Source organism: Vibrio sp. YT-16, from assembly GCF_033337405.1.
Classification (GTDB): domain Bacteria; phylum Pseudomonadota; class Gammaproteobacteria; order Enterobacterales; family Vibrionaceae; genus Vibrio; species Vibrio alginolyticus.
On record NZ_JAWOQQ010000026.1, the window covers coordinates 1 to 24,145 of the forward strand.

21 protein-coding genes, 1 tRNA gene and 1 riboswitch are annotated in these 24,145 nt (G+C 46.3%); of the genes, 12 read left to right on the top strand and 10 right to left on the bottom strand.

Annotated features, from left to right (window positions below; all coding sequences use genetic code 11):
* The first annotated feature begins 134 nt into the window (after positions 1-134).
* From R7F07_RS23470 to thiH, 9 genes are all read left to right on the top strand, one after another.
* A tRNA-Trp gene (locus R7F07_RS23470) sits at positions 135-211 on the top strand.
* A gap of 244 nt (positions 212-455) precedes the next feature.
* Complete coding sequence (locus tag R7F07_RS23475) at positions 456-1,838, top strand: multicopper oxidase family protein (protein WP_171343429.1); 1,383 nt, start codon at positions 456-458, stop codon at positions 1,836-1,838.
* A gap of 123 nt (positions 1,839-1,961) precedes the next feature.
* Positions 1,962-2,345, top strand: a complete 384-nt coding sequence (crcB, locus tag R7F07_RS23480) for a fluoride efflux transporter CrcB (protein ID WP_005378811.1) — start codon at positions 1,962-1,964, stop codon at positions 2,343-2,345.
* 60 nt (positions 2,346-2,405) lie between these two features.
* Positions 2,406-2,504: riboswitch (TPP riboswitch) on the top strand.
* A 163-nt stretch (positions 2,505-2,667) separates the two neighbouring features.
* On the top strand, positions 2,668-4,608 hold the full coding sequence (thiC, locus tag R7F07_RS23485) for a phosphomethylpyrimidine synthase ThiC (RefSeq protein WP_171343428.1): 1,941 nt from the start codon (positions 2,668-2,670) through the stop codon (positions 4,606-4,608).
* Complete coding sequence (locus tag R7F07_RS23490; protein ID WP_171343427.1) at positions 4,608-6,023, top strand: thiamine phosphate synthase; 1,416 nt, start codon at positions 4,608-4,610, stop codon at positions 6,021-6,023. The genes thiC and R7F07_RS23490 overlap by 1 nt, the downstream gene beginning before the upstream one ends.
* Positions 6,010-6,783: a HesA/MoeB/ThiF family protein gene (locus R7F07_RS23495; RefSeq protein ID WP_171343426.1), complete on the top strand. Its 774-nt coding sequence runs from the start codon at positions 6,010-6,012 to the stop codon at positions 6,781-6,783. Before R7F07_RS23490 ends, R7F07_RS23495 begins: the two co-directional genes overlap by 14 nt.
* Before the next feature lie 38 nt (positions 6,784-6,821).
* Complete coding sequence (gene thiS, locus R7F07_RS23500) at positions 6,822-7,076, top strand: sulfur carrier protein ThiS (RefSeq protein ID WP_009703038.1); 255 nt, start codon at positions 6,822-6,824, stop codon at positions 7,074-7,076.
* A gap of 5 nt (positions 7,077-7,081) precedes the next feature.
* Complete coding sequence (locus tag R7F07_RS23505) at positions 7,082-7,849, top strand: thiazole synthase (protein WP_171343425.1); 768 nt, start codon at positions 7,082-7,084, stop codon at positions 7,847-7,849.
* Positions 7,850-7,883: 34 nt separating this feature from the next.
* Positions 7,884-8,996 (top strand): 2-iminoacetate synthase ThiH, encoded by a 1,113-nt coding sequence (thiH, locus tag R7F07_RS23510; RefSeq protein ID WP_053306510.1) that lies wholly within the window; start codon positions 7,884-7,886, stop codon positions 8,994-8,996.
* A gap of 121 nt (positions 8,997-9,117) precedes the next feature.
* Here thiH and R7F07_RS23515 read toward each other — a convergent pair whose 3' ends face one another.
* Together R7F07_RS23515 and R7F07_RS23520 are read right to left on the bottom strand one after the other, a co-directional pair.
* Positions 9,118-10,908, bottom strand: a complete 1,791-nt coding sequence (locus R7F07_RS23515) for an aminopeptidase P family protein (RefSeq protein WP_151514364.1) — start codon at positions 10,906-10,908, stop codon at positions 9,118-9,120.
* Positions 10,909-11,111: 203 nt separating this feature from the next.
* Positions 11,112-12,053 carry a LysR family transcriptional regulator gene (locus R7F07_RS23520; protein WP_005378791.1) on the bottom strand — a complete coding sequence of 314 codons (942 nt, stop codon included), beginning with the start codon at positions 12,051-12,053 and terminating at the stop codon, positions 11,112-11,114.
* Positions 12,054-12,160: 107 nt separating this feature from the next.
* On the opposite strand from R7F07_RS23520, the gene R7F07_RS23525 reads away from it, so the two are divergent.
* Together R7F07_RS23525 and R7F07_RS23530 are read left to right on the top strand one after the other, a co-directional pair.
* Complete coding sequence (locus R7F07_RS23525) at positions 12,161-13,354, top strand: multidrug effflux MFS transporter (RefSeq protein ID WP_005382927.1); 1,194 nt, start codon at positions 12,161-12,163, stop codon at positions 13,352-13,354.
* Between the two features lie 91 nt (positions 13,355-13,445).
* A complete protein-coding gene (locus tag R7F07_RS23530) occupies positions 13,446-13,727 on the top strand; it encodes a hypothetical protein (protein WP_005378786.1) in 282 nt (93 codons plus the stop codon).
* Positions 13,728-13,758: 31 nt separating this feature from the next.
* On the opposite strand, the gene R7F07_RS23535 is transcribed toward R7F07_RS23530, so the two are convergent.
* The 4 genes from R7F07_RS23535 to R7F07_RS23550 form a co-directional block, all read right to left on the bottom strand.
* Positions 13,759-14,214 (bottom strand): DoxX family protein, encoded by a 456-nt coding sequence (locus R7F07_RS23535; RefSeq protein ID WP_005382925.1) that lies wholly within the window; start codon positions 14,212-14,214, stop codon positions 13,759-13,761.
* A gap of 10 nt (positions 14,215-14,224) precedes the next feature.
* A complete protein-coding gene (locus R7F07_RS23540; protein WP_171343424.1) occupies positions 14,225-14,983 on the bottom strand; it encodes a DNA-binding domain-containing protein in 759 nt (252 codons plus the stop codon).
* Positions 14,980-15,852 (bottom strand): DUF692 domain-containing protein, encoded by an 873-nt coding sequence (locus R7F07_RS23545; RefSeq protein ID WP_171343423.1) that lies wholly within the window; start codon positions 15,850-15,852, stop codon positions 14,980-14,982. Before R7F07_RS23545 ends, R7F07_RS23540 begins: the two co-directional genes overlap by 4 nt.
* 99 nt (positions 15,853-15,951) lie before the next feature.
* Positions 15,952-16,212, bottom strand: coding sequence for a DUF2282 domain-containing protein (locus tag R7F07_RS23550; protein WP_005378779.1), 261 nt, complete (start codon positions 16,210-16,212; stop codon positions 15,952-15,954).
* Positions 16,213-16,493: 281 nt separating this feature from the next.
* Between R7F07_RS23550 and uvrD the strand changes: the two genes are divergently transcribed.
* The gene (uvrD, locus tag R7F07_RS23555; protein WP_186584588.1) at positions 16,494-18,668 is read left to right on the top strand and encodes a DNA helicase II; all 2,175 of its coding nucleotides are present in this window, start codon (positions 16,494-16,496) and stop codon (positions 18,666-18,668) included.
* 982 nt (positions 18,669-19,650) lie between these two features.
* On the opposite strand, the gene ggt is transcribed toward uvrD, so the two are convergent.
* From ggt to rarD, 4 genes are all read right to left on the bottom strand, one after another.
* Entirely contained in the window at positions 19,651-21,417 is a 1,767-nt protein-coding gene (ggt, locus tag R7F07_RS23560; RefSeq protein WP_171343422.1) for a gamma-glutamyltransferase, read from the bottom strand.
* A 111-nt stretch (positions 21,418-21,528) separates the two neighbouring features.
* Positions 21,529-22,188: a LysE family translocator gene (locus R7F07_RS23565; protein ID WP_005378776.1), complete on the bottom strand. Its 660-nt coding sequence runs from the start codon at positions 22,186-22,188 to the stop codon at positions 21,529-21,531.
* A 91-nt stretch (positions 22,189-22,279) separates the two neighbouring features.
* Positions 22,280-23,077 (bottom strand): AraC family transcriptional regulator, encoded by a 798-nt coding sequence (locus tag R7F07_RS23570; protein WP_104979854.1) that lies wholly within the window; start codon positions 23,075-23,077, stop codon positions 22,280-22,282.
* 72 nt (positions 23,078-23,149) lie between these two features.
* Complete coding sequence (rarD, locus tag R7F07_RS23575) at positions 23,150-24,067, bottom strand: EamA family transporter RarD (protein WP_047102542.1); 918 nt, start codon at positions 24,065-24,067, stop codon at positions 23,150-23,152.
* Between the last annotated feature and the right edge of the window lie 78 nt (positions 24,068-24,145).

Below are 24,145 nucleotides of genomic sequence, written 5' to 3' on the forward strand. Positions count from 1 at the left end.
TGGTAGTTCAGTTGGTTAGAATACCGGCCTGTCACGCCGGGGGTCGCGGGTTCGAGTCCCGTCCACTCCGCCACTTAATATCGACAACCTCGCTTATGCGAGGTTTTGTCAAATCTAGAATATGAAAATTCTATAGGGGTGTAGCTCCAATTGGCAGAGCAGCGGATTCCAAATCCGCGTGTTGGGAGTTCGAATCTCTCCACCCCTGCCACATATCAGGCTCTGACTTAGGTCAGAGCCTTTTTTGTATCTGGTTTCTTCTCATTATTACAGCTTATTTCTACTCTTATCCCGTAAGTATGGCTTTCTGCTGTACTTTGGCAGCATTTAATCTACTGAACGAACGAAACTACAGTTAGCTGTAATGATCAGTGGCCCGAAATTTTAATAATAAAGGGGAATCACTATTTATATTTAGTTACACTCAACCGATCTGGATTAATGAGTAACTATGTATGGATATATCTCGTCGACGCTTTCTTCAATCATCCTTAGCAATCTCCGCGCTTACCGTTCTACCTGCATGTTCTCTATCTAGGAGCACTAATAAGCAGAGGCAATATATATACGATATCACTGCAGAGCCTTCTACTGCAGAATTGATCCCTGGGTTTAACACAGACGTACTCGCATTTAATGGTTCGATTCCAGCGCCTACGATTCGTTGTCGCCAAGGCGAGAAAGTTATAATTAGGTTTACTAACAAGCTTTCAGAGCCGACTACAATCCACTGGCATGGCTTGCGAATCCCTATTGAAATGGATGGTGTACCTTTCTTAAGCCAGCCGCCTATCATGCCGGGTGAAACATTCGTTTATGAATTTACACCGCCAGATGCAGGCACGTTTTGGTATCACCCCCACATGAATAGCGTTAAGCAACTTGGTATGGGCTTAGTTGGGCTAATTATCGTTGAAGAGGCTGAGCCTGTTCTATTTGATGAAGAACAGGAAATAGTTCTAAAGCATTGGCATTTAGACAAACAAGGTCAGTGGAAGAACCTTATGGTACCGCGCTTGAGCGCACGTATGGGGACTCCCGGAGAGTGGAGTAGCGTCAATGGTGTGCATGAACCTGTTTATACGCTGAAGCAGAATGCTACCACGCGATTAAGAATTGCTAATGTCGATAACACCATTACTTACCCGATCGCTATAGAAGGGGCAGAGGCTTGGGTTATTGCTATAGATGGTAATCCTGTTAAAACGCCTTATAAGCTCACTCAGCACAAAATTGGTCCAGGAATGAGGTTAGATATCGGATTGATTGCTCCGAAGGTTGGAAAACGTGTTTATGTGCGTCAAATGAAAGGACGCTTCCCATTCCCTTTGTGCGAGTTTGACGTTGTTGAGTCTGACCTGCCGAACAACCAGAAACTGCCTTTATTACCTCTCAACCCTGTGCCAGCTCTCGATTTGAAAAATGCAGAGCAAATCGATTATGTGTTTGAGTGGGAGGGCGCGATCACTCCTGCTGATAAATCGGGCAAAGCGATACCTAAATTCTGGCTGATGAACAAACGGGCTTGGGAGGGAATGAGCAAAGATAATATTCCAGCGCCGCTTTCAACATTGGAGATGGGAAAAACCTATATCTTCAACCTAAAGAACGTCACCCAATATCATCATCCTATTCATCTTCATGGACACACATTTACGGTTCTTGAGTTAGATGGCAAAAAACTCGACGAACCGTTTCATACCGATACGGTCTTACTTGGAAAAAACGGCAGTGCGAAAGCGGCATTTGTTGCAGATAACCCAGGGCGTTGGATGTACCATTGTCATGTAATTGAACATATGAAGACGGGTTTGATGGGTTACATTGAAGTAAAGTGACTCCTGTAACTTTTAAAATCTTGATAAGTTTTAAGCGCTATACTTTGCTGAATTCTAAGATTGTATAATCACTATTGCCGTAAATTTGATTACAATGTCGCCATTAACTTTTCTGGGGGAATTATGGGACAACTATCCGTTTTGGGTTTTATTGCATTGGGTGGTGCATTTGGTGCATGTTCTCGTTACTTAATTTCTGAACTTTGTGTCATTTTATTGGGGCGTGGTTTTCCATATGGTACGTTAACCGTTAACGTTGTTGGCTCATTTATGATGGGCTTATTGATAGCAGCTTTCGATAATGAACTTTTGGCAACGGAACCTTGGCGACAAGTGATTGGCTTGGGTTTTTTAGGGGCACTAACGACGTTTTCCACCTTCTCGATGGATAATGTGTTGCTTATGCAGCAGGGCGCTTTCTTTAAGATGGGGTTGAACGTATTGTTGAATGTAGTGTTAAGTATTTCAGCGGCGTGGATAGGCTTTCAATTATTGATGCGCAGCTAGCAAAGTAGTTAAAAATTGAACAGGTCGGCTTGGTTTCACCAAGCCGTTTTTATATACTGACATCACTTGTCGGAGTGCCATAAGGCTGAGACCGTTAATTCGGGATCCGTTGAACCTGATCAGATTAGAATCTGCGAAGGGAACAAGAGAAGATATTCACACCGGAGTTCTTTCTGGTTGACCTATCAAAAGTCGAATGTTGTTACAGGCAAATATCGTAAGCTTTAACTAGCCTTAATTTGACTCCTCTTGTCGCATCTATCCGCCAAGCATTTTTATCCAATTACTTTTTATCTAGTATAACAAAGCAAGGAAAAATGCTATGTCGAGTCGCAAACAAGCGAGACTGGAAGCAAAACAGTTCATTGATACACTCTCGGTACAACCGTACCCCAATTCAAGCAAAGTCTACGTAGAAGGCTCACGTCCAGATATTCGTGTGCCAATGCGTGAAATATCACTCGCTGATAGCCTTATTGGAGGCACAAAAGAAGCGCCTATTTTCGAACCTAATGAGCCAGTACGCGTTTACGATACCTCGGGTGTATACACAGATCCAGAGCACACCACAGACCTCTATAGCGGCTTACCTAAGCTGAGAGAAGGGTGGATTGAAGAGCGTGCCGATACTGAGCTACTTGATGAAGTAAGCTCGGTGTACACCAAAGAACGCTTAGAAGACGAAACACTAGACGATCTTCGTTACGGTAATCTACCACGTATTCGACGTGCCAAAGATGGCCATTGTGTGACCCAATTGCACTATGCTCGCAAAGGTATTATTACCCCAGAAATGGAATATATCGCGCTGCGTGAAAACATGGGGCGTGCCAAGTATCGCGATGAAGTGCTGAATCAACAGCATCCGGGTCAAAGCTTCGGAGCGAACCTACCAAAAGATATTACCGCCGAATTCGTGCGTAAAGAAGTCGCCGAAGGTCGCGCTATTATCCCTTCCAATATTAACCACCCAGAATCTGAACCAATGATCATTGGCCGTAATTTTTTGGTCAAGGTGAATGCCAACATCGGTAACTCATCGGTCACTTCTTCGATTGAAGAAGAAGTAGAGAAGTTAGTATGGGCAACGCGCTGGGGTGGCGATACCGTTATGGATCTCTCTACTGGACGTAACATCCACGAAACTCGCGAGTGGATTCTACGTAACAGTCCGGTTCCGATCGGTACCGTACCAATGTATCAAGCGCTTGAGAAAGTGAATGGTGTTGCGGAAAACCTTAACTGGGAAGTGATGCGCGATACCCTGATTGAGCAAGCGGAGCAGGGCGTTGACTACTTTACTATCCATGCCGGTTTACTACTTCGTTATGTGCCAATGACTGCAAAACGCGTTACTGGCATCGTCTCTCGTGGTGGTTCTATCATCGCGAAATGGTGTTTAGCGCATCACCAAGAAAGCTTCTTATATACCCACTTCCGAGAGATCTGTGAAATCTGTGCTAAGTATGATGTGGCACTTTCTCTCGGTGATGGTCTACGTCCTGGCTCGGTGGCCGATGCTAACGACGAAGCGCAATTTGCAGAGCTTCGTACCCTTGGTGAGTTAACCAAGATAGCGTGGGAATACGACGTACAGGTGATTATCGAAGGTCCTGGTCATGTTCCAATGCACATGATCAAAGAGAACATGGAAGAACAGTTAGATCACTGCCATGAAGCTCCTTTCTATACCCTTGGCCCATTGACGACAGACGTTGCTCCAGGTTACGACCATATTACTTCAGGTATTGGCGCTGCCATGATTGGCTGGTATGGCTGTGCGATGCTTTGCTACGTCACTCCTAAAGAGCATCTTGGTTTACCAAACAAAGAAGACGTGAAAGTAGGCATGATAACTTACAAGCTTGCTGCGCACGCCGCGGATTTGGCGAAGGGACATCCTGGTGCACAAGTTCGTGATAACGCGCTTTCTAAAGCTCGCTTCGAGTTCCGCTGGGAAGACCAATTCAACTTGTCACTCGATCCAGATACCGCGCGCGCTTTCCATGACGAAACCTTGCCTCAAGAGTCTGGAAAAGTTGCTCACTTCTGTTCGATGTGCGGACCAAAGTTCTGCTCGATGAAGATTTCGCAAGAGGTTCGAGAATATGCGAAAGACACAGAGCAAGTTGCTGCGGACCAAGCTATCTCAATCAAAATGCTGGATGACCCTCTTGAGGGGATGCGTCAGAAATCGCAAGAATTTAGAGAGTCAGGTTCTGAGCTATACCACCCAGCAGCACATGCCGAGGTGAGTGACTAATGAGCAAAATCCTTATTCCGTCATCGTTGATTGAACTGACTGGTTTAGTTCAGCAATGTTTGTTGTTGGCGAAAGAACAGGGTTTTAGCATCGAAGACATTGAGTTGGGTGTGAGCCCAACTCAATCTATTCAGCTTGTTCGCGACCAACAGACCACACGCATAACGACAGATCTTATTAATGGTTATGACTCTGAGAATGAGAGTTCATTTGTGCTCTATTACCGCTCTGCTTTGTCGGTAGAAGCGTGTGCTAAGCAACCGTCGAAAGCGATTTATATTGGTATTGTTGATACTCAGGTATCCGATAAAAAGGAGAAAGTGCTTCAGCTTGATATCTGGCGTCACCCAATTAACAACGAAGTGAGAGCGCTTTCCGTTAAGTCCAAATTCAACGCAATGTTCGCTCCCAAATATCACCTTGCTTGGATAGTAACGCTGACAGTACTCGATTTTCCTATCGAAGATGCGTTAACACTTGCTCGAGGAATGTTAGCTCAACAAGCGAATGTTTCACGTGAAACACTGTTGAATGACAATCTTGACGAGGGAAGATCTACTCAGTGGGCTGACCAATTTGATGATTTCCCCACACCTGTACTGGAAGATAACCGACTAGGTATTCAAGTTGGTTGGTCTGCACAAGGCGAGAGCGTTAGCTTTCCAACTCTGACTAAGCAAAGTTTAGGGCTCTATCCAGTCGTTGATGATGTTGCTTGGATTGAACGTCTATTGCCACTAGGCATCAACACTATTCAACTGCGAATCAAGAACCCACAACAAGCCGATTTAGAACGACAGATCATTCGAGCAATTGAGCTAGGTCGTCAGTATCAAGCACAAGTGTTCATCAATGACTATTGGCAGTTGGCAATCAAGCATGGCGCTTATGGCGTTCACCTAGGACAAGAAGACATAGAAGAATCGAATTTGGCTCTGCTAACTAAAGCCGGTATTCGTCTTGGTCTTTCTACTCATGGTTATTACGAACTACTGCGTATCGTACAAATTCATCCTAGTTACATCGCACTAGGGCATATTTTCCCAACCACCACTAAACAGATGCCGTCGAAACCACAAGGTTTGGTGCGCTTGGCTCTGTATCAAAAGCTGATTGATAGCATTCCTTATGGAAACGCGGAGTCGGTTTTCCATCCTTCAAAAGACAAAGCAGATAGTGACTATGTGCTTGGCTTTCCGACGGTCGCGATTGGTGGCATTGACCAATCTAATGCAGACCAAGTTTGGCAAACAGGTGTTTCTAGTTTGGCAGTTGTGCGAGCTATTACGTTGGCAGAATCACCTCAGTCCGTCATCGAGTTTTTTGCACAACTGATGAAGGAAAGACAGCTAACGTTTACTGAACAGAATAGTGAATTGGTGGATACCAAGAGAGGCGAGCATGCTCACGGATAAGCAGTTCCTTCGCTATCAACGCCAAGTCGCTCTGCCTGAAATTGCCGAAGTTGGGCAAGAGCGTTTGAGCAAATCGCATGTGCTGATCATCGGTTGTGGCGGATTGGGGAGCGCAGCGAGTTTGTACTTGGCATCAGCGGGTGTTGGTAAATTGGTTGTGGTCGATGACGATGAAGTTGATAGCAGTAACCTGCAACGCCAGATCATTTATCGCGAACAAGACCTCCAAGTTGCGAAAACAAAAGCGACTGTAAAGCAACTGACTGACCTTAATTCTATGGTTCAAATTCGTGCTCTCAATAAGCGATTGGACAAAGCACAGCTTCAGCTTGAGGTGATGCTAGCGGATGTGGTGCTCGACTGCACCGATAACATGCCAACGCGTCAACTAATTAACCAAGTTTGTTTCGAGCAAAACACGCCGCTCATCTCGGCGGCGGCAATTGGTTGGCAAGGGCAATTCGCTGTCTTTGATTATCAAACGCAGATTGAACAAGAAGCAGAGAGTAAAGCCTGTTACCGCTGTTTGTATCCGTTCGACGAATTACCGCAAACGCAAAAGTGTAGTGAGAGTGGTGTCGTTGGTCCGGTGGTGGGCACACTTGGTAACTACCAAGCGATAGCGGCAATTCAAAAACTGGCGACGGGAAAGTTTCATGTCGAGACTGCCAAGTTGCATCTGTTTGATGGGTTGAAACTGCAATGGCAAACCATGGCGATAAGCAAAGACAAACAGTGCCAAGTGTGTGCTCAGATTTAGCTTACGAGTAATTGGCAGAATTAAGAGAGTTGGAAGCAATGACGTTATCAGAACAACAAACAATACAAATGACCGCTGCTGACTTAGATGTGATCACTATTGTCATCAATGACCAGTCACATCAAGTTGCCAGTGAGTCAAATCTACAGCAAATCATTAGTCAATTTGCGCTGCCTGAAATGGGCTGTGTTTTTGCAATTAATAACAATGTTGTGCCGCGCAGTGAGTGGGCTAGCACAGTTCTTTCACAGGGAGATAGCATCTCTTTGTTTCAAGCGATCGCAGGGGGTTAAAGTCGATGCTTAAAATTGGTGATAAACAATTCGAATCAAGACTGTTCACGGGAACAGGGAAGTTTGCCAACAGCCGATTAATGGCAGAAGCGATTCAAGTGTCGGGATCTCAACTTGCGACCATGGCGTTGAAGCGTGTCGATGTGAACGACCGACAAGACGATATTTTGCTTCCGTTAGTACAAGCGGGTGTGAACTTATTGCCGAACACCTCGGGTGCAAAGAATGCTAAAGATGCTGTGTTTGCCGCGCAACTGGCGCGAGAAGCGTTGGGCACTAACTGGTTAAAACTAGAAATTCATCCAGACCCGAAGTACTTGATGCCTGATCCAATTGAGACACTTGCTGCCGCTGAGCAACTGGTTCGTGAAGGCTTCATTATCCTTCCTTACTGTCATGCTGACCCGGTTCTGTGTAAACGATTGGAAGAAGTGGGTTGTGCAGCGGTCATGCCATTAGGTGCGCCGATCGGTTCTAACAAAGGGATAGTTTCTCACGACTTCCTAGAGATCATTATCGACCAAGCTAATGTTCCTGTGGTTGTGGATGCGGGTATCGGTGCTCCTTCACATGCTGCGCGTGCGATGGAAATGGGCGCGGATGCCGTGCTCGTCAATACTGCGATTGCAGCTTCGAGCGATCCCGTTGCGATGGCGAAGGCATTTAAGTTGGCGGTAGAGTCGGGGCGTATGGCTTATGAAGCCGGACTTGCTGGTAAGGTTTCTCATGCGGTTGCGTCGAGTCCACTGACGTCATTCCTAGATGAGCTTTAGTCCTAGATTGGTTTAGCTATTAAGCGAGGAAAACATGAGCTTCGTTGAACAATTTAAGCAGCTGAATTGGGACGACATCTCGATGTCGATCTACGCGAAAACGGCACAAGATGTCGAGCGAGCATTGAATAAACCCAAGCGTGATTTGGAAGACTTTAAAGCGCTTATTTCACCAGCGGCTGAAGCGTACTTAGAGCAAATGGCGCAGCTGTCATACTCGGCAACTCGCAAGCGTTTTGGTAATACCATGTCGCTTTACATTCCACTGTACCTTTCTAACTTGTGCGCCAATGCTTGTACTTATTGTGGCTTCTCAATGGAGAATAGAATCAAGCGTCGTACCTTGAATCGGGACGAAGTGGCAGCAGAAGTCGAAGCCATCAAGCGCATGAAGTTTGATAGCGTATTGCTGGTGACTGGCGAGCACGAAACTAAAGTGGGTATGAAATACTTCCGCGAAATGGTGCCGATGATTAAGCAACGTTTTAACTATTTGGCGATGGAAGTGCAGCCACTTGATCAAGACGAATACGCTGAGCTCAAGACATTGGGTTTAGATGCGGTGATGGTTTATCAAGAAACGTATCATCCTTCGACTTACGCCGAGCACCATCTGCGTGGCAATAAGATGGATTTCGAATACCGATTGGATACACCCGATCGTCTTGCAAAAGCAGGCATCGATAAGATTGGTATTGGCGCATTGATAGGGTTGGAAGAGTGGCGTACCGACTGTTTTTATGTGGCAGCGCACTTGGACTATCTTGAGCGCACATATTGGCAGACTCGTTACTCAATTTCTTTCCCACGTTTACGTCCTTGTAAGGGCGCGCTACAACCCAAATCAGTCATGACGGATAAGCAACTTGTTCAGCTGATTTGCGCTTATCGTTTGTTGAATCCAGAAGTGGAGTTGTCATTATCGACTCGTGAATCACCAAAGTTCAGAGACAATGCATTACCGTTAGGCATCACCAGTATGTCTGCTGCATCTAAAACTCAGCCGGGTGGATATGCGATGGATGATGTTGAACTCGAGCAGTTTGAGATCAGTGATGAGCGAAGTGCGGGTTCTGTGGAAGATATGATTCGAGCCAAAGGCTTTGACCCTGTATGGCGAGATTGGCATTCAGCGTATTCTGGTTAAGTAGCAAAGAAAGCTACTGGTCATCGTTATGTTTCACGTGAAACATAGGCAAAAAAAGAGGGTTGATGCAAAACATCAACCCTCTACTTTTTTCTAGCTTCTAGCTTCTAGCTTCTAGCTTCTAGCTGTGTGCTACTGGTAGCGTTGCTTGACGAAGCCACTCTTTCACATCACCCTCAACAAGTGGGCTGATCTCATCCCATACCTTCTGATGGTAATCATTCAACCAAGCAAGCTCTGGACGAGTTAGCATATCAACATTGATGTTGCGCTTGTCGATTGGACAGCGTGTTAGCGACTCGAATGACAGAACAGGGAAGTCACCGTTAGTTGGGGTTTCAACAACAAGCTCTAGGTTCTCGATACGGATACCAAACGCATCCGCACGGTAGTAACCTGGCTCGTTGGACAGCACCATGCCTTCTGTTAGAGGCACGTCGATTTGCTTCTTCGAAATGCTTGCTGGACCTTCATGAACACTTAGGAAGTGACCAACACCGTGACCAGTACCGTGATCGTAATCGTAGCCCTCCGCCCACAGGTGCTGACGAGCTAGCGTATCGATTTGGTAACCACGTGTGCCTTTCGGGAAACGTGCACGTGCAACACCGATGTGGCCTTTTAGCGCGAGAGTGAATTGTTTAATCATCTCTTGTGAAGGCTGACCGATCGCGATGGTACGCGTGATGTCTGTCGTGCCATCTAGGTACTGACCGCCTGAATCCACTAGGTAAAGTGTGTTCAGTTCTAGCTTGCCAGGTTCAGGTTGGTTCTCGTGATTATAGTGACACATCGCCGCGTTGCCACCTGCTGCCGAGATAGTATCGAAGCTAAGATCCATAAGTGTCGGGTCTTCGCTGCGGAACGCTTCCAGTTTGTCTGCCAGCGTCGCTTCATCATGCAGGTTACCCGCAACGACTTCAGCATCTAACCAAGAAAGGAACTTACTCATCGCTACGCCATCACGGATATGACATGCTTTCATGCCTGCGATTTCAACAGCGTTCTTTGCTGCTTTTGGCATTAGGCATGGATCAGCTTTACTCACCACAGATGCGCCAGCGTTTTGTAGAACCAGCTTAAACCACGCGTTACTTGTCGCAGGGTCAACCAGTACATTCTTGCCAGTTAGGTTTTCTAGTCGTGCTTGCAATGCTTCTGGGTGATGAACCGTCACGCCGGCACCAACATGAGCGTCAAACTCAGCAGGTAGGCGAGCAGGATCTAGGAAGTATTCCACGCTTGAGTCTGAGTGCAGAATCGCGTGAGAAAGCAGAACTGGTAGACGTGAGACATCTAGACCACGAACGTTGAGCAACCAACAGATAGAATCAAGTGCTGTGATCACTGCGCTGTCTGCACCGGCTTTTTTCACGAGCTCTGCGATTTCTTGGCGTTTGCTTTCACTTGACTGACCAACTGCTTCTGTTGCCATTAGGCGAACATCAGAAACCACAGGAGCAGGGCGGTCGTGCCACAGTTCATCAATTGGGTTGCTATCGAGAATCTTAAGCTCAAGGGCACCTGCAAGTTTTGCTTGTGCCATGTCTAGCCAAGCAGCGTTGTGCATGCGAGGGTCGATTGCCACAGACGCGCCATTTGCAAGATGGTCTTTAATCCAATCTAGTGCAGGCTCTTCAATCAAGTGACGGTATTCGAATAGATCAGCAGGAACCTGCTTTGTTACTTGTACTGTGTAGCGACCATCAACAAAGATAGCGGCTTTGTCTTTGGTGATTACCGCAGCACCAGCAGAACCGGTAAAGCCAGTTAGCCAATGTAAACGCTCGTTGTGCGCTGGTACGTATTCACCCAAGTACTCGTCTTCATGAGGGACAAGTAGGGCATCAATATTATGTTGTGCTAGCCATTCGCGAATTGCATTCACGCGGCTTTGGGTATCGTTGTGCATCTGTGTTATTCCTTCAAATTACCGCTCCTTCATGCTCAGGTGTGGGAGCTGTTTCCATCTGCTTCATGCAGTTTACGATTCCATTGAGGTTCGCAATCACTTCAATAGAGTCGGAGTACAACTAGGCCATAGATGAGCCAAAAAGGACTACGACAGTTAAGCTACTCATTTTAGCCGCTAAGCGCAAATTGAGTGCGGTGTTTTTATCTAAGGTGATCGGTTTTTTGTGTGATCATCGTACGTAGCCAGCCTAATGCAGGGTCGTTTTCTCTATCTCGGTGCCAGAATAAAGTGTAAGCCATAGGTGGGAATTCTAACGGTAGTGGCAGCACGACCAAATCAAGCTGTTTGGCCGCAAGTTGCACAAAATGACTTGGCGCAGTAAAGATAAAGTCGGTGTATGAACATAAACTTGCGGCACTGTTAAAGTCGGGCACGGTGACGGCAATATCGCGGTCGGCGCCAATATCTGCAAGGCGATAATCCAGCAACCAACGGTCGTTGCCATCACAACGTACTTGTACATGGCGTAGGGCGAGATAGGCTTCCAGATTCCAAGGTTGTTTTAGCGCAGGGTGGTTTTTGCGAATGATGCACATTTGGTAATCACGATAAATTTCCAACTCGCAAATGTCATCGGGTGGTTGAAGAGTCAGCTTGGCATCGTTTATATCGATATCTTTTCCAGTTAAGCCTAAATCCAGTTCGCCGCGTTGAAGCATTTTAAATGTATTATCCGACCACGGGTGTGTGCTAATTGTCACGCCAGGTGCTTGTTGAAAAATCGCCGGTAAGAAATGGGGTAGAATGAGAGGGTAGACACTCTCTACCGCTGCTATTTGAAAACGGTATTCGCTGCTTTGCGGAGAAAACTCTTCGGGTTGAGTCAGCACTTCTAACTGATTTATCAACAGATCCAGTTTCGGTTTAAGAAACAATGCGCGCGGCGTAGGTGTTAATCCATGTGAGTTTCGAGTGAAAAGCGGGTCATCAAATTGAATGCGCAGTTTAGCCAGTGATTTACTTACGGCGGATTGGCTTAAGCACAATCGGTGGGCCGCACGAGTAACGTTTAACTCTTCAATCAGCACTTTAAAGCAGACCAATAGATTTAAATCGATACGAGCCAGTTTTTCGACGTTCACAGTGAATTTCCTCTGAGGAATAATGCTCATGATTATACATCATTTCCATTCATATCATCAGATGATTAAGCTTTACCCAAAGTTCTTTATCCAATTCGGAGTGTTGTGTGTCTAGCCAGTTTTCTAATAGTAAAAAACAGATGGCGTTATTGACCCTTTTGGTTCTTTTCAGTCCTTTAGCGATTGATATTTATCTACCTGCTTTACCTCTTATTGCTTCCACTTTTCAGGTCGATAATGCGCTAGCACAAGACACGATCACTTGGTTCTTATTTGCTATGGGTGTTGGTCAGCTATTCGCAGGTCCCCTAGCAGATAAACTCGGACGTCGAACTGTTGCACTGGGCGGTATCACCATTTACGCGATGAGCGCTTTATTGGCGTGGAGTGCTCAAAATATTGAGTGGATGTTGGTTTCCCGACTGCTACAAGGCTTAGGTGCGTGTGCGACATCGGTAGCAGCCTTTGCAACAGTTCGCGATATCTTTGGCCCGGAAAAAAGCGGCAAAATGATCAGCTACCTTAACGGTGCGATTTGTTTCATTCCGGCTTTAGCTCCAATTCTAGGTAGCTGGTTAACTCAGCAATTTGACTGGCGTGCTAACTTTAGCTTTATGGCGGGTTTTGCTGTGGTGTCTGGATCATTGATGTTTTTCATGATGAAAGAGACTAACCCGTCAACAGAAAAGCAAGCCGTGTTTAAGCTTAGTCGGTATTGGGCAGTGCTTAGCACACCATCTTTTGTTTTCCATGCGTCATTATGCTTGATGGCGATGGCGGTTATTCTTGCTTACGTTACCTCAGCACCGTCGGTATTGATGACGGGGATGGGGCTGTCGATGAATGAATTCACTTTCTGGTTTGGTGTAAATGCGGTGATAAACATTGCGGCATGTATGCTGGCGCCTAAGTTTATGGAGCGCGTTGGAACTCACAACACCTTGGTCACCGGGATCTCAACTCTGGGCCTCGCAGGTGTGATCATGCTAGTGATGAATGGTCAGAATACCGCGCTTTCTTTCATGCTACCTATCTTCATGTCTTCTGTAGGTTTTGCATTCATTCTGGGTGCAGCGGCAGGGAAAGCGTTAGAACCGTTTGGTGATAAGGCGGGCACGGCAGCTGCACTGCTTGGATTGTTCCAAATGAGTGGCTCTGGTTTGCTGGTGGGTACACTGCAACGCTTATCTCTGGATCCACAAACCTTGATCGCAATTCATATGTGGGTCCTATTACCTGCGTTGGTCGTTCTGTTTACAAAAGCAGGGAAGAACTGGCACTCGAGCTTTGCGAAAGCGTAAATCAGTGTAATTTAGTATTTTCCAATGTAAGTAAGGCGTGTATATTTGTCACTCAGACTTTTCCTGACACCATAACGGAACTCAAAAAGTAATGTCGTTAACCACGTATGAAATGGCTCGTATTCTAGAGCAAATGGAAGATTCACCAGAAAAGGTGATGTTTGGCAAGTTGCTTAATGAGCTGGGTAATCAAAGCTCCGAGCGTATTCGTAGTGCGGCTAAACAAGTACCTCTGCCAATTTTGCGTGATATCGTGTACCAATTTCAGCAAGTGATTGAGTCACGCAAAGATGAACAAGTCGAGCAGATGGCAAAAGACCTCGCTCAGCAAGGTATCTCAGCAGAAGAGCTACTGGCTTACTTGAATAAATAATAAAAAATCCCCGCATGATGCGGGGATTTTTTTAGCTCGTCATTTTCTTTTTCAGGATGTGGTCCAAAGACAGCGGTCCTGGCCCCCATACGATTACGATAAGAATCATCAATCCCCAAAGTTGGTGGTCATAAAAACCTTTCTCCCACAACAGTGGGTAAGAGATCACTGCGATGATGTTGAACACAAACAGCATTGCTGCCATCGGGCGGGTAATCAATCCCAGTGCCAAGAACACCGGTAGAACCAACTCCGCAGCCGTACCTAAATAAGCCGCCAATTCCCATGGCAAGATTGGCACTTGGTATTCCAGCTCAAATAAGTACAACGTGCTATCCCAAGACGAGATTTTGATTAGTCCTGAATTGAAGAACACCCAAGCAACCCAAAAGCGGCAAAAGAGAAGTAGTAAAGGGACAAAGCCAGCTTGTAAGGTACTGATTAAATCGTCATACCGATTCACTAAGTTTTTAACCGTATCCTTCATAGAGTGCTCCTTAGATTGATTGCAATGTAAAGCCGTCAACAATATCGAGTGCCATGATGCGATTGAGATGATCGAGTAAAACTTCAGGTATTTCGCTCAAACTCTGCTTCTGCTCTAAACATTGCAGCAGTTGGAACACATCAGCATCGAGTGCGTGACACAAGGCTTCTCCATTGGCTTGAATCGAGATGACACCTTGCTGTAATTGGTTGATATTAAGTTGTTCGAATTGCCCAGTTTGAATCGCGCTAAATAGATCGAATACTGCGTAGTTGGAGTCAAAGCTGCGGCAGCCCTTTTTAAGGTGTAAGACTAAAGTGGGTTGTTGCTCTTCACTCACTTCGCCAAGTAACGCAAGCGGTTTTAATTCCGCTGCATTGGATTGCTCATACTGTGCTTGACGAGCTAGGTCGATATGCCACTCGAAGCGTGCGACTTCAGGGCTGTAAGGTGCTTTTGCGATCACCTGACTGAACTGCATGATGGTGTCTTGAAAGCCTTCGCCATAATGCACCACATTTCCTTCTTCTAATGGGTAAGAAAGAACATGCTGGCGAGCTATCTGTTCAAAGCATTCTTCACCAAGCAGCGCTTCAACCATCGGGTAGGTCGCGGATAACACCTCGCTTAAGCTGACGATAAAGCTATTGCGGTAAATCTGCATGCGTTCATCAGCGGTAAACGTATCACTGGCAATATCGCAATCTTCACCGAGTGCTTGATAGTGTAGGGCTTTAGCAAACTGGCTTTGTAAGGTGGCTAGATTCATGATGCCTTCCTTGGTTCGCTTTGTTCACTTGGAAGTGTGCCTTGCAACAGTAGTTGCGATGCTTTCTGTGCTTCTTCGAGCAAGACTTCTGGCGCGGGGATATCCAAATCCCATTCAATCAACGTATGACGTGGACCGTGTTTTTTTGTCCACTGCGCGAACAGTTGCCAAACTTCATCACTAACTGGGCGGCTATGGGTATCAATCCATATCTCACCTTTGTCGAGTTGTTTGATGGTAAAACCTGCCAAGTGAATCTCATCCACTTTGTCGGCTGGAATCGCATCTAGGTATGTGTCGCAATCAAAACCGTGGTTGAACGCCGAAACATAAACATTGTTTAGATCGAGCAATAAACGACAGTCAGTGCGCTTTTGCACTTCGGTAAGAAACTCCCATTCGCTGATGGTCGAATGTTGAAACTTCACATAACTAGATGGGTTCTCTATCAAGATCTCGCGTTGCAAATATTCCTGCACTTCATTCACGTTACGAGTGAACACGTTGAGCGCTTCTTCCGTATACGGAAGTGGAAGCAGGTCATTAAAGTAGTGACCGCCGTTTTCACTCCAACTTAAATGGTCAGAAACAAGAATTGGGTCGATTGAGTCAATCAGTGATTTAAGTTGCGCAAGATGCTTTTGACTAACACGTTCCACCGAACCTAGCGACAAACCAATACCGTGGCAGCTAATTTGATATTGCTCGCGAAGCGTTTGTAGCTGATGGCGCTCTGTTGCATTGGGTTGGAAATAGTTTTCACTGTGGATTTCTAACCAAGACAACTCAGGCTGGGATTGGCTAAAGTAATCGAGGTGTGGGGTTCTTAATCCAACTCCAACAAGGTCGTGGAAGGTGTGGTGTTTCACGTGAAACTCCTTTTCAAATCGTGCGGGAAGAGAAGGATGCGTCTTGGCTTTGCGTTGGTTGAGCGTCAACGCATCCTCACAATAGCTAGCGATAAAAGATTATGAAGAAGAAGTGCTACCGCCAGCGAGTTTGTCACAAAGACCTTTTGGTACGACTACGAATGCGTCTTTTTGGTTATCTTCTTTAGAAGTACCAGCGCATGAGCTGCTTTTTGTTGCACAGTCGTTTTTACCTGCTTTAGAAACGCCATAGCACTTTTCTTTTTCAGCAGCGACAGCTGGAGCTGCAGTTAGCATTGTGCCACCAAGAGCTAGAAGACCAGTAACAGCAGCAGTAACAGCTAGATTCGACTTTTTCATAATAAATTCCTCTGAATGATTTCCTTTACTTTAAGTTGGCAAGATGAATCACCTGTTTTGGCGTTTTTGTTATCAACTTGCTTAACTTAAAAGATAGGAAACTGGCTAAAAAACTTTCAGAAAAATTTCCGAAGTAAATGGGTTTGTAGGGTCAAATAGATATAACTAATTGATGTGTTGGGCAAAAAAACATCGATTTTTTTATCAAGTTTTGTCTAAACAGCACCCGGTTGTTTAGGTTATAATCGGTTTTTATGTATAAATAACCAGTAGCTCTCATCATGATGGATCCATCTCTATTACTCGACGGTTTGAACGATAAACAACGTGAAGCCGTTGCAGCACCTCTAGAAAACTTGCTCGTTCTTGCTGGCGCAGGAAGTGGTAAGACACGCGTTCTTGTTCACCGTATCGCTTGGCTGATGTCGGTCGAGCAAGCTTCTCCGTTTTCAATCATGTCGGTAACCTTTACCAATAAGGCGGCGGCAGAGATGCGTGGACGTATCGAAGAGCTAATGATGGGCAGTGCAGGCGGTATGTGGAATGGTACTTTCCACGGAATTTGTCACCGTATTCTGCGTGCACACTATCTTGATGCGAAGCTACCGGAAGATTTCCAAATCATCGACAGTGACGACCAACAGCGTCTGCTAAAGCGTTTGATCAAAGCGCAAAACCTCGATGAGAAGCAATGGCCAGCACGCCAAGTGGCATGGTGGATTAACGGCAAGAAAGACGAAGGTCTGCGCCCGTCGCACATTGATGCGTACCATGATCCAGTAACCAAGACATATCTGCAGTTGTACACCGCTTACCAAGAAGCGTGTGATCGTGCTGGTTTAGTCGATTTTGCGGAAATCTTGCTGCGCGCACATGAGCTACTGCGTGATAACAAGTTCGTTCGTGAACACTACCAAGCACGCTTTAAGCACATCTTGGTCGATGAGTTCCAAGATACCAACAACATTCAATATGCTTGGCTACGTATGATGGCGGGTCCTGAGTGTCACGTGATGATCGTAGGTGATGACGACCAGTCGATTTATGGTTGGCGTGGTGCAAAAGTCGAGAACATTGAGAAGTTTACGCTCGAATTCCCAAGCGTGAATACCATTCGTCTTGAGCAAAACTACCGTTCCACTAAGACCATTCTGGAAGCATCTAACACCCTGATTGCGAATAACACCGAGCGTATGGGTAAAGAGTTGTGGACGGATGGCGTGGTCGGTGAGCCTATCTCGGTTTACAGCGCTTACAACGAATTAGATGAAGCCCGTTTTGCGGTGAACAAAATCAAAGAGTGGCAAGACAAGGGCGGTGCTCTGAATGACGCTGCGATGCTTTACCGTAACAACGCCCAGTCGCGTGTTCTGGAAGAAGCGTTAATTCAAGCCGGTCTGCCTTATCGTATCTATGGCGGCATGCGATTCTTCGAACGTCAGGAAATCAAAGATGCCTTGAGCTACATGCGTCTGATTGCCAACCGTAACGATGATGCGGCGTTTGAACGTGTGGTGAATACGCCAACGCGTGGTTTGGGCGATAAGACGCTTGAAACCATCCGTTTTGCGGCTCGTGATCGTGGTTGCACCATGTGGGAAGCGAGTGTGGCAATGTTGGACGAGAAGGTTCTTGCTGGTCGCGCTGCTGGTGCTCTGAGCCGTTTTATCGAGCTTGTCACCGCGCTAGAAGACGACACCTTAGAGATGCCGCTGCATCACCAAACTGACCATGTGATTAAATACTCGGGCTTGTTCGCGATGTACGAGCAAGAGAAGGGCGAAAAGTCTAAGGCACGTATTGAGAACTTGGAGGAATTGGTGACCGCAACTCGCCAATTCGAGAAACCAGAAGAAGCCGAAGACATGTCACTGCTGACGGCATTCCTAACCCACGCAGCACTAGAAGCGGGCGAAGGACAAGCGGACGAATTTGAAGATGCGGTTCAGCTCATGACATTACACAGTGCGAAAGGTCTAGAGTTCCCGTTGGTGCTTATGGTCGGTGTGGAAGAAGGCATGTTCCCAAGCCAAATGTCGGCAGAAGAAGCAGGGCGCTTAGAAGAAGAACGCCGTCTGTGTTACGTAGGCATGACCCGTGCAATGCAGAAACTGTACATCACTTATGCTGAAATGCGTCGTTTGTACGGTCAGGATAAATACCATAAACCGTCTCGCTTTATCCGTGAACTGCCAGAAACTTGTTTAGATGAAGTACGAATGAAGGCGCAAGTTAGCCGTCCTTCAAGCAGTGGTCGATTTAGCCAAACTGTTGTGAAAGAGAGCTTTAATGAAACCGGCTTTACGCTAGGTTCTCGTGTGATGCATCCAAAGTTTGGTGAAGGCACCATCATCAACTTCGAAGGCAGTGGTCCACAGAGCCGTGTACAGATTGCCTTTAACGGTGAAGGCATCAAATGGTTGGTAACTGCTTACGCACGACTAGAGAAACTGTAAGGCTTGACCAAAACTCATACCAATCGTAGTAAATAACTGGTCATTCTAGCTTGTTAAAATACTCGATAACTGCGTTGCAATTTTTGATTGTAGAATAACTACTTATCGAAAAATTGCGCCTTGTTCTCAAGCATTTTCCCTACGCTATTTCTGATCGCTTATTTACTGTGATTGGTATCATCAACTTAAGAGCTGCTTCGGCGGCTCTTTTTGTTTGTGCAGTTTTGGTGTCGCTAACGTAGGAAAAAATGGAATGATAAATGGATTTCGAAAGCGCGATTTAACTATACCGTTTGAAGTGAAAGGTGGGCGTTGTGGGTGAATGTCTGCTTTGAGAAGAGCTGCTAAGAAAAACTTTAGGCAAAGAAAAACCCCGAGGGCTTGCGCCCATCGGGGTTACAGTCTTACTCGCAGCAATCCAGCTACTAAGAGTGCTCCATGCATCTAATCCATGATAGTGTGCTGAATCCGTCAGCTTAATCCTTACGTCGCCTTCCTAGCGGTGTCCTTAGTGACCTTATCCTGGTCTGCTAACTATCCTCGTTAGCTCTCATCACTTGTTCCCTGAGCGGTGTCCCTGACATCATCCTGATGTTCAAATCCTTGCCTCGTCCAGAGGTGTCCATTTCCCGTCCTTAGTAGCAACCATCCTAGTCACTATTGATTCCGTTCAATGTCCAATTTTGCAATCCATGCCCGACTATTCATCCTGAATAACCGTTTCTTCTTCCTGAAGTTCACCAAGTCCGTGGTGTTTCCTGTTCCGTGTCAGCATCCTTCCGACAGGTTTAATATTACGTGTTTAACGATTTCCAACAACGGGCTAATCTCACATTTTTTAACTCTCTTAGCGTTCAAAAAAGATACATGAGTATTAAATTCAATGGCTTATGCTCTTTTCTGTACGGTTTTACCATTAAAAAAGAGAGGTTTGCTCAACCCTTTGTGAGAGATCTCGCACAAGGGGTCGAGCGAAAGACTCTTACTGCCCGATAGCGGCACCTTCACGTCTTGGATCCGCAGCGCCTTCAAGACCGTCTTTTGTTATTCGTATCGCATGCAGACCAGAGTTCAAATCCCGAACATCGGTTTTAAAGCCCATCTTCTCCAGAGCAGGCTGTAAGCCCTCTGCGGCGGTACCTTGCTCAATATCTAAGGTGCCAAAACGGTTCAGCAATCGTGGCTGATTAATCGCGCTTTGGATGTCCATATCCCATTGCGTGTGGGCGATAATGGCTTGTGCGACGTAACCAATAATGCGGCTACCACCCGGTGAGCCAATTGCCATGTAAGGTTTGTCATCCTTCATCATAATGGTTGGTGCCATGGATGAACGTGGGCGTTTTCCCGGTTCTAAGCGGTTCGCGATTGGCACACCATCTTGATGCGTGCGGAAAGAGAAATCGGTCAGTTCGTTATTGAGCAAGAAGCCGCGTACCATCAAGCGTGAGCCAAAGGCGTTCTCGATGGTTGTTGTCATTGAAACCACATTGCCTTGCTTATCGACGATATTGAAATGGCTGGTGGAAGGCAACTCGATCGATTGGTCCATGCTTAAGTCCATGGCGTGCGACCAAGGAGGGTTGCCGGCTTCAACCTTACTCAACGCTTTACCGACTTGGATAAGCTCAGCACGTTGTTTGAGATAATCTTTATCAAGCAAGCCTTCGGTTGGCATTGGTACATAATCTTGGTCAGCCATGTATTTACCGCGATCCGCGAACGCAAGGCGAGACGCGTCGGCGATCACTTGCCATGATTTCGCGCTTTCGGCTCCCCAGCCTTTAAGATCGTATTGCTCGGTGATCGCGAGAATCTGTCCAACCGTCAATGCGCCAGAGCTTGGTGGTCCCATACCGCAGATGTCATAGCTTTGGTAAGCCGCACAAACCGGTTCACGTTGCTTGATTTGGAACGCGTCAAAGTCAGGTTGTGCCAATACGCCAGGATTGCCCGGTGCATTTTGTACTGTCTTGATGATGTCTGTGGCGATATCGCCTTGATAGAAAGCTTTTGCCCCTTGCTCTGCAATTGCCGTCAGAGTTTGCGCGTATTCAGGGTTCTTCAACAACGTGCCTTCGGTTTTTGGTGAGCCGTCTGGATTGAAGAAGTAAGCCTTAGTCGCAGGGAAGCGTGATAGGCGCTTAGTATCTTTCTCAATCAGACTCGCGAGGCGAGGACTGACTTCGAAACCTTGCTCAGCCAAGGTAATCACGGGTTGGATGATCTTCTTCCATTCCAACTTGCCGTATTTCTGGTGCGTGTCCCACAGCAGTTTCACTGTACCAGGAGTGGCAACGGAGCGCCCGCCGACAACCGCATCGTAAAATTGTAGGGGTTGTCCTTTTTCGTCTAAAAAGAGTTTCGGCGTCGCGGCGAGCGGTGCGGTTTCGCGTCCATCATACGTAGTTAGTTTTTGTTTCTCACTGTCCCAATACACTAAGAAGGCGCCACCACCAATACCTGATGATTGCGGTTCTACCAAGCCCAGCATCAGCTGCACGGCAACCATAGCATCAATAGCATTACCACCTTGGGCAATAACATCCGCACCAGCTTGGGTTGCAATTGGGTTAGCAGCGGTAACCATATAATCTTTCGCTTTGATCAATTGTTTTTGCTCGAAGCCAGTGCTGTGCTCCGGCGCAACCGCATCTGCTGCTTGGTTAGCAAAGACTGAGGTAGATAAGATTAGTGGGGAAGTAAGAAAAAGACCCGTGGTCACGAGTCGGTTGAACGTCCAATGCATGATGACTCTCCATGTTGCCAGTTTTGTGCTTTGAGCTTGGCAGTTATGGAGAGTCACGTCGAGTCAGCAATCTTAGAAATGTCGATTGTGCTACGCTTTTAAATCAGTACTTTATCCGATAAAAGTATTGATAGTTTGGTATAGAATACTGCCGCCCACTAGAGTAAATACCACGCCGCATAGACCGTCGATGTAGATACCCGCTTGTTGCAATTTACGCTGTAAGCGCTGTGTCGACAGCATCCATGCAAGGCTAGAGAACCAGAATAGCGACAAGCCAAACAGGATGACCAGTGCAATACCTTTGCCAGTAATCGACATACCTGCTGGGACTAAACTCGACATCAAACTGACAAAGAACACCAGGGCTTTTGGGTTAAGAATGTTGGTCGCAAACCCTTTAGCAAACGCTTGACGCTTATTGCTGATCACTAGGTTATTTTGCTTCTTAGGTTGATCCGTCAGTGGGTTTTGGATCATCGAGATCACGGCACGCAATGCGCCAATTCCTAAGTAGAGCAGGTAACTACCACCGAGCAGTTGTACCACGGAATACAGCACTGGGTGCTGGTGGACGACAAAACTCACACCTGTCAGGCTGAACAAAGAGTGCAGCAAAATACCGACGGACAATCCCAACGCAATGTACAAGCCAGTTTGACGACCATGACGCGTCGCATTTTGTACGACCAGCGCAAAGTCCGGACCTGGACTCATTAGGGCAATAAAGTGAATGCTGGCGAGTGTCAGCAATATGGTGGATTCATTCATAACACATCTCAAATTTAACCAATGCGGCTATTGTCGTGGTAAGTCACCTGTGGCGCTTGTAAAAAACTGACAGCTTTCTCGGTAAATGAAATTAACGAGTCACTTGAGAAGGGGAAACGCCGTAGGTCTGCTTAAACGCTTTGCTGAAATGCGCTTGATCGTAGAAACCGATTTGATGGGCGACGTCGGTACTACATTGACCAGCTTGCAGTAACTTCATGCCTTGTTCAAGGCGCAGGCGTGCGAACCATGCATAAGGCGTCATGCCAGTTTGCGCTTTAAAGTGGCGCTGGAACTGAGTTGGGCTCAGTTGACACAGCTCTGAAAGTGAATCCAAACGCACTGCTTGGTCAAGGTTCGCCATTAGATAATCTTTTAACGTCCCAAGCGATTGGTTTCCTAGCGGCACCACTTTTTGTCGCTCAAGCGATCCGTAGCGATTAAAAAGTTGGTTAAATCCTTCAAAAGGAAGGCAATCTTTGGTGAGTTGGCTGAGGTTTTCACGACGAAGCAGCCCGTGTAAGTTACTAAGTTGTGAAAATATCTGCGGATCCGAGATGATCAGTTCGTTGAAGTGTATTATTTGACCGCTTTTCTTAAGATCGGCTAGATCGCTCAATAGGTGAGGTTCGATCGCAAACACATTCACTTCGTAGCCACTCTCGAGCTTAGATTGCCCGTCGTGCAGCTCATCCGGCGGCATAATCACAATTTGCCCGTGACCAACTTGGTGGTTGTTACCTTGATATTGGAACTTCTGCGCACCATGCGTGATCAGGCCGAGATGAAAATCCAGATGGTAATGCCTTTGAAAAGCAAATTTCTGGTATTTCGCCTCTATTAGACTCAAGTTGTCATGGTCGGTTGCGTAGTACTGAATATGTTCCATTAAACAAAAAAATCTTGGTCACATTATGACCAAGCTTATCTGGCAATTTCTAACTTGTCTTGTAAAAAACGATCACTGTGGCTGAACGATTCGGCGTGAGCGACGGTTATTACGTAATCCATCAAAGCTAAACACGACTAGTGCTCCCCAAATAAAGACGAAAGTGATCGCTTTATCCATGGTAAAGGGTTCGCCATACATCAATACTGCAAGTAAAAACATTAAGCTTGGGCCTATATATTGGAAAAAGCCCAAAGTCGATAATTTGAGTCTTGTTGCTGCACCCGTAAAGCACAGCAGTGGCAGGGTTGTTATAACCCCAGCTGCGATCAACAAACTATTTAACGTAAGTGGATTCGTAAACATATTTGAGGTTGGTGTATCGGCAATAAAAAGCAAATAAACAGCGGCCACCGGCAGCAGAAGTAATGTCTCGATAAACAAGCCAGTTTTTGCATCGACACTGACTTTCTTTCTTAATAAGCCATAAAAGCCGAAGCTCATTGCTAACGCCATCGCAACAACAGGTACGGAGCCAAATACAATCAGTTGAACGAGTACGCCACAACCTGCCAATACAACCGCGAACCACTGTAATTTACGCAGTCTCTCTCCCAAAAATACCATCCCAAGTAAGACGTTGATCAGTGGGTTAATGTAATAACCTAAGCTGGCGTCGAGCATATGATTCGAGTTTACCGCCCAAATGAAAATCAACCAATTGCCGCCAATTAGCATGGAACTTGCGATCAGGTAAGCGATTTTCGTTTTGTCTTTCGCGATGTGGTAAGCCGAGCGCCAGTGACGGCCAAAATGGAGGAGTGCAGCAAGCAAAAAGAAAGACCATATCACTCGGTGGCTTAGAATTTCCAAAGGAGATACTTGTGCGATGGACTTAAAGTACATCGGCGCAATGCCCCACATGGTATACGCGCCAATCGCTAGCAAGATACCTTGCCGCGCGCGTTGTTGTTCGTCTTCTGGTGTCATGAAGTGTCACCTAATTGTGTGTTTTATAGAGCAGAAAATCAGTATACGAGTCGTGATGCGAAACACCTAACAATTTGC

What these genes read in the sequence shown, in the direction of transcription:
- R7F07_RS23475 (WP_171343429.1), top strand. Translation starts at nt 456, where the DNA reads ATGGATATATCTCGTCGACGCTTTCTTCAATCATCCTTAGCAATCTCC.
- crcB (WP_005378811.1), top strand. Translation starts at nt 1,962, where the DNA reads ATGGGACAACTATCCGTTTTGGGTTTTATTGCATTGGGTGGTGCATTT.
- thiC (WP_171343428.1), top strand. Translation starts at nt 2,668, where the DNA reads ATGTCGAGTCGCAAACAAGCGAGACTGGAAGCAAAACAGTTCATTGAT.
- R7F07_RS23490 (WP_171343427.1), top strand. Translation starts at nt 4,608, where the DNA reads ATGAGCAAAATCCTTATTCCGTCATCGTTGATTGAACTGACTGGTTTA.
- R7F07_RS23495 (WP_171343426.1), top strand. Translation starts at nt 6,010, where the DNA reads ATGCTCACGGATAAGCAGTTCCTTCGCTATCAACGCCAAGTCGCTCTG.
- thiS (WP_009703038.1), top strand. Translation starts at nt 6,822, where the DNA reads ATGACGTTATCAGAACAACAAACAATACAAATGACCGCTGCTGACTTA.
- R7F07_RS23505 (WP_171343425.1), top strand. Translation starts at nt 7,082, where the DNA reads ATGCTTAAAATTGGTGATAAACAATTCGAATCAAGACTGTTCACGGGA.
- thiH (WP_053306510.1), top strand. Translation starts at nt 7,884, where the DNA reads ATGAGCTTCGTTGAACAATTTAAGCAGCTGAATTGGGACGACATCTCG.
- R7F07_RS23515 (WP_151514364.1), bottom strand. Translation starts at nt 10,908, where the DNA reads ATGCACAACGATACCCAAAGCCGCGTGAATGCAATTCGCGAATGGCTA.
- R7F07_RS23530 (WP_005378786.1), top strand. Translation starts at nt 13,446, where the DNA reads ATGTCGTTAACCACGTATGAAATGGCTCGTATTCTAGAGCAAATGGAA.
- R7F07_RS23535 (WP_005382925.1), bottom strand. Translation starts at nt 14,214, where the DNA reads ATGAAGGATACGGTTAAAAACTTAGTGAATCGGTATGACGATTTAATC.
- R7F07_RS23540 (WP_171343424.1), bottom strand. Translation starts at nt 14,983, where the DNA reads ATGAATCTAGCCACCTTACAAAGCCAGTTTGCTAAAGCCCTACACTAT.
- R7F07_RS23550 (WP_005378779.1), bottom strand. Translation starts at nt 16,212, where the DNA reads ATGAAAAAGTCGAATCTAGCTGTTACTGCTGCTGTTACTGGTCTTCTA.
- uvrD (WP_186584588.1), top strand. Translation starts at nt 16,494, where the DNA reads ATGATGGATCCATCTCTATTACTCGACGGTTTGAACGATAAACAACGT.
- ggt (WP_171343422.1), bottom strand. Translation starts at nt 21,417, where the DNA reads ATGCATTGGACGTTCAACCGACTCGTGACCACGGGTCTTTTTCTTACT.
- R7F07_RS23565 (WP_005378776.1), bottom strand. Translation starts at nt 22,188, where the DNA reads ATGAATGAATCCACCATATTGCTGACACTCGCCAGCATTCACTTTATT.
- R7F07_RS23570 (WP_104979854.1), bottom strand. Translation starts at nt 23,077, where the DNA reads ATGGAACATATTCAGTACTACGCAACCGACCATGACAACTTGAGTCTA.
- rarD (WP_047102542.1), bottom strand. Translation starts at nt 24,067, where the DNA reads ATGACACCAGAAGACGAACAACAACGCGCGCGGCAAGGTATCTTGCTA.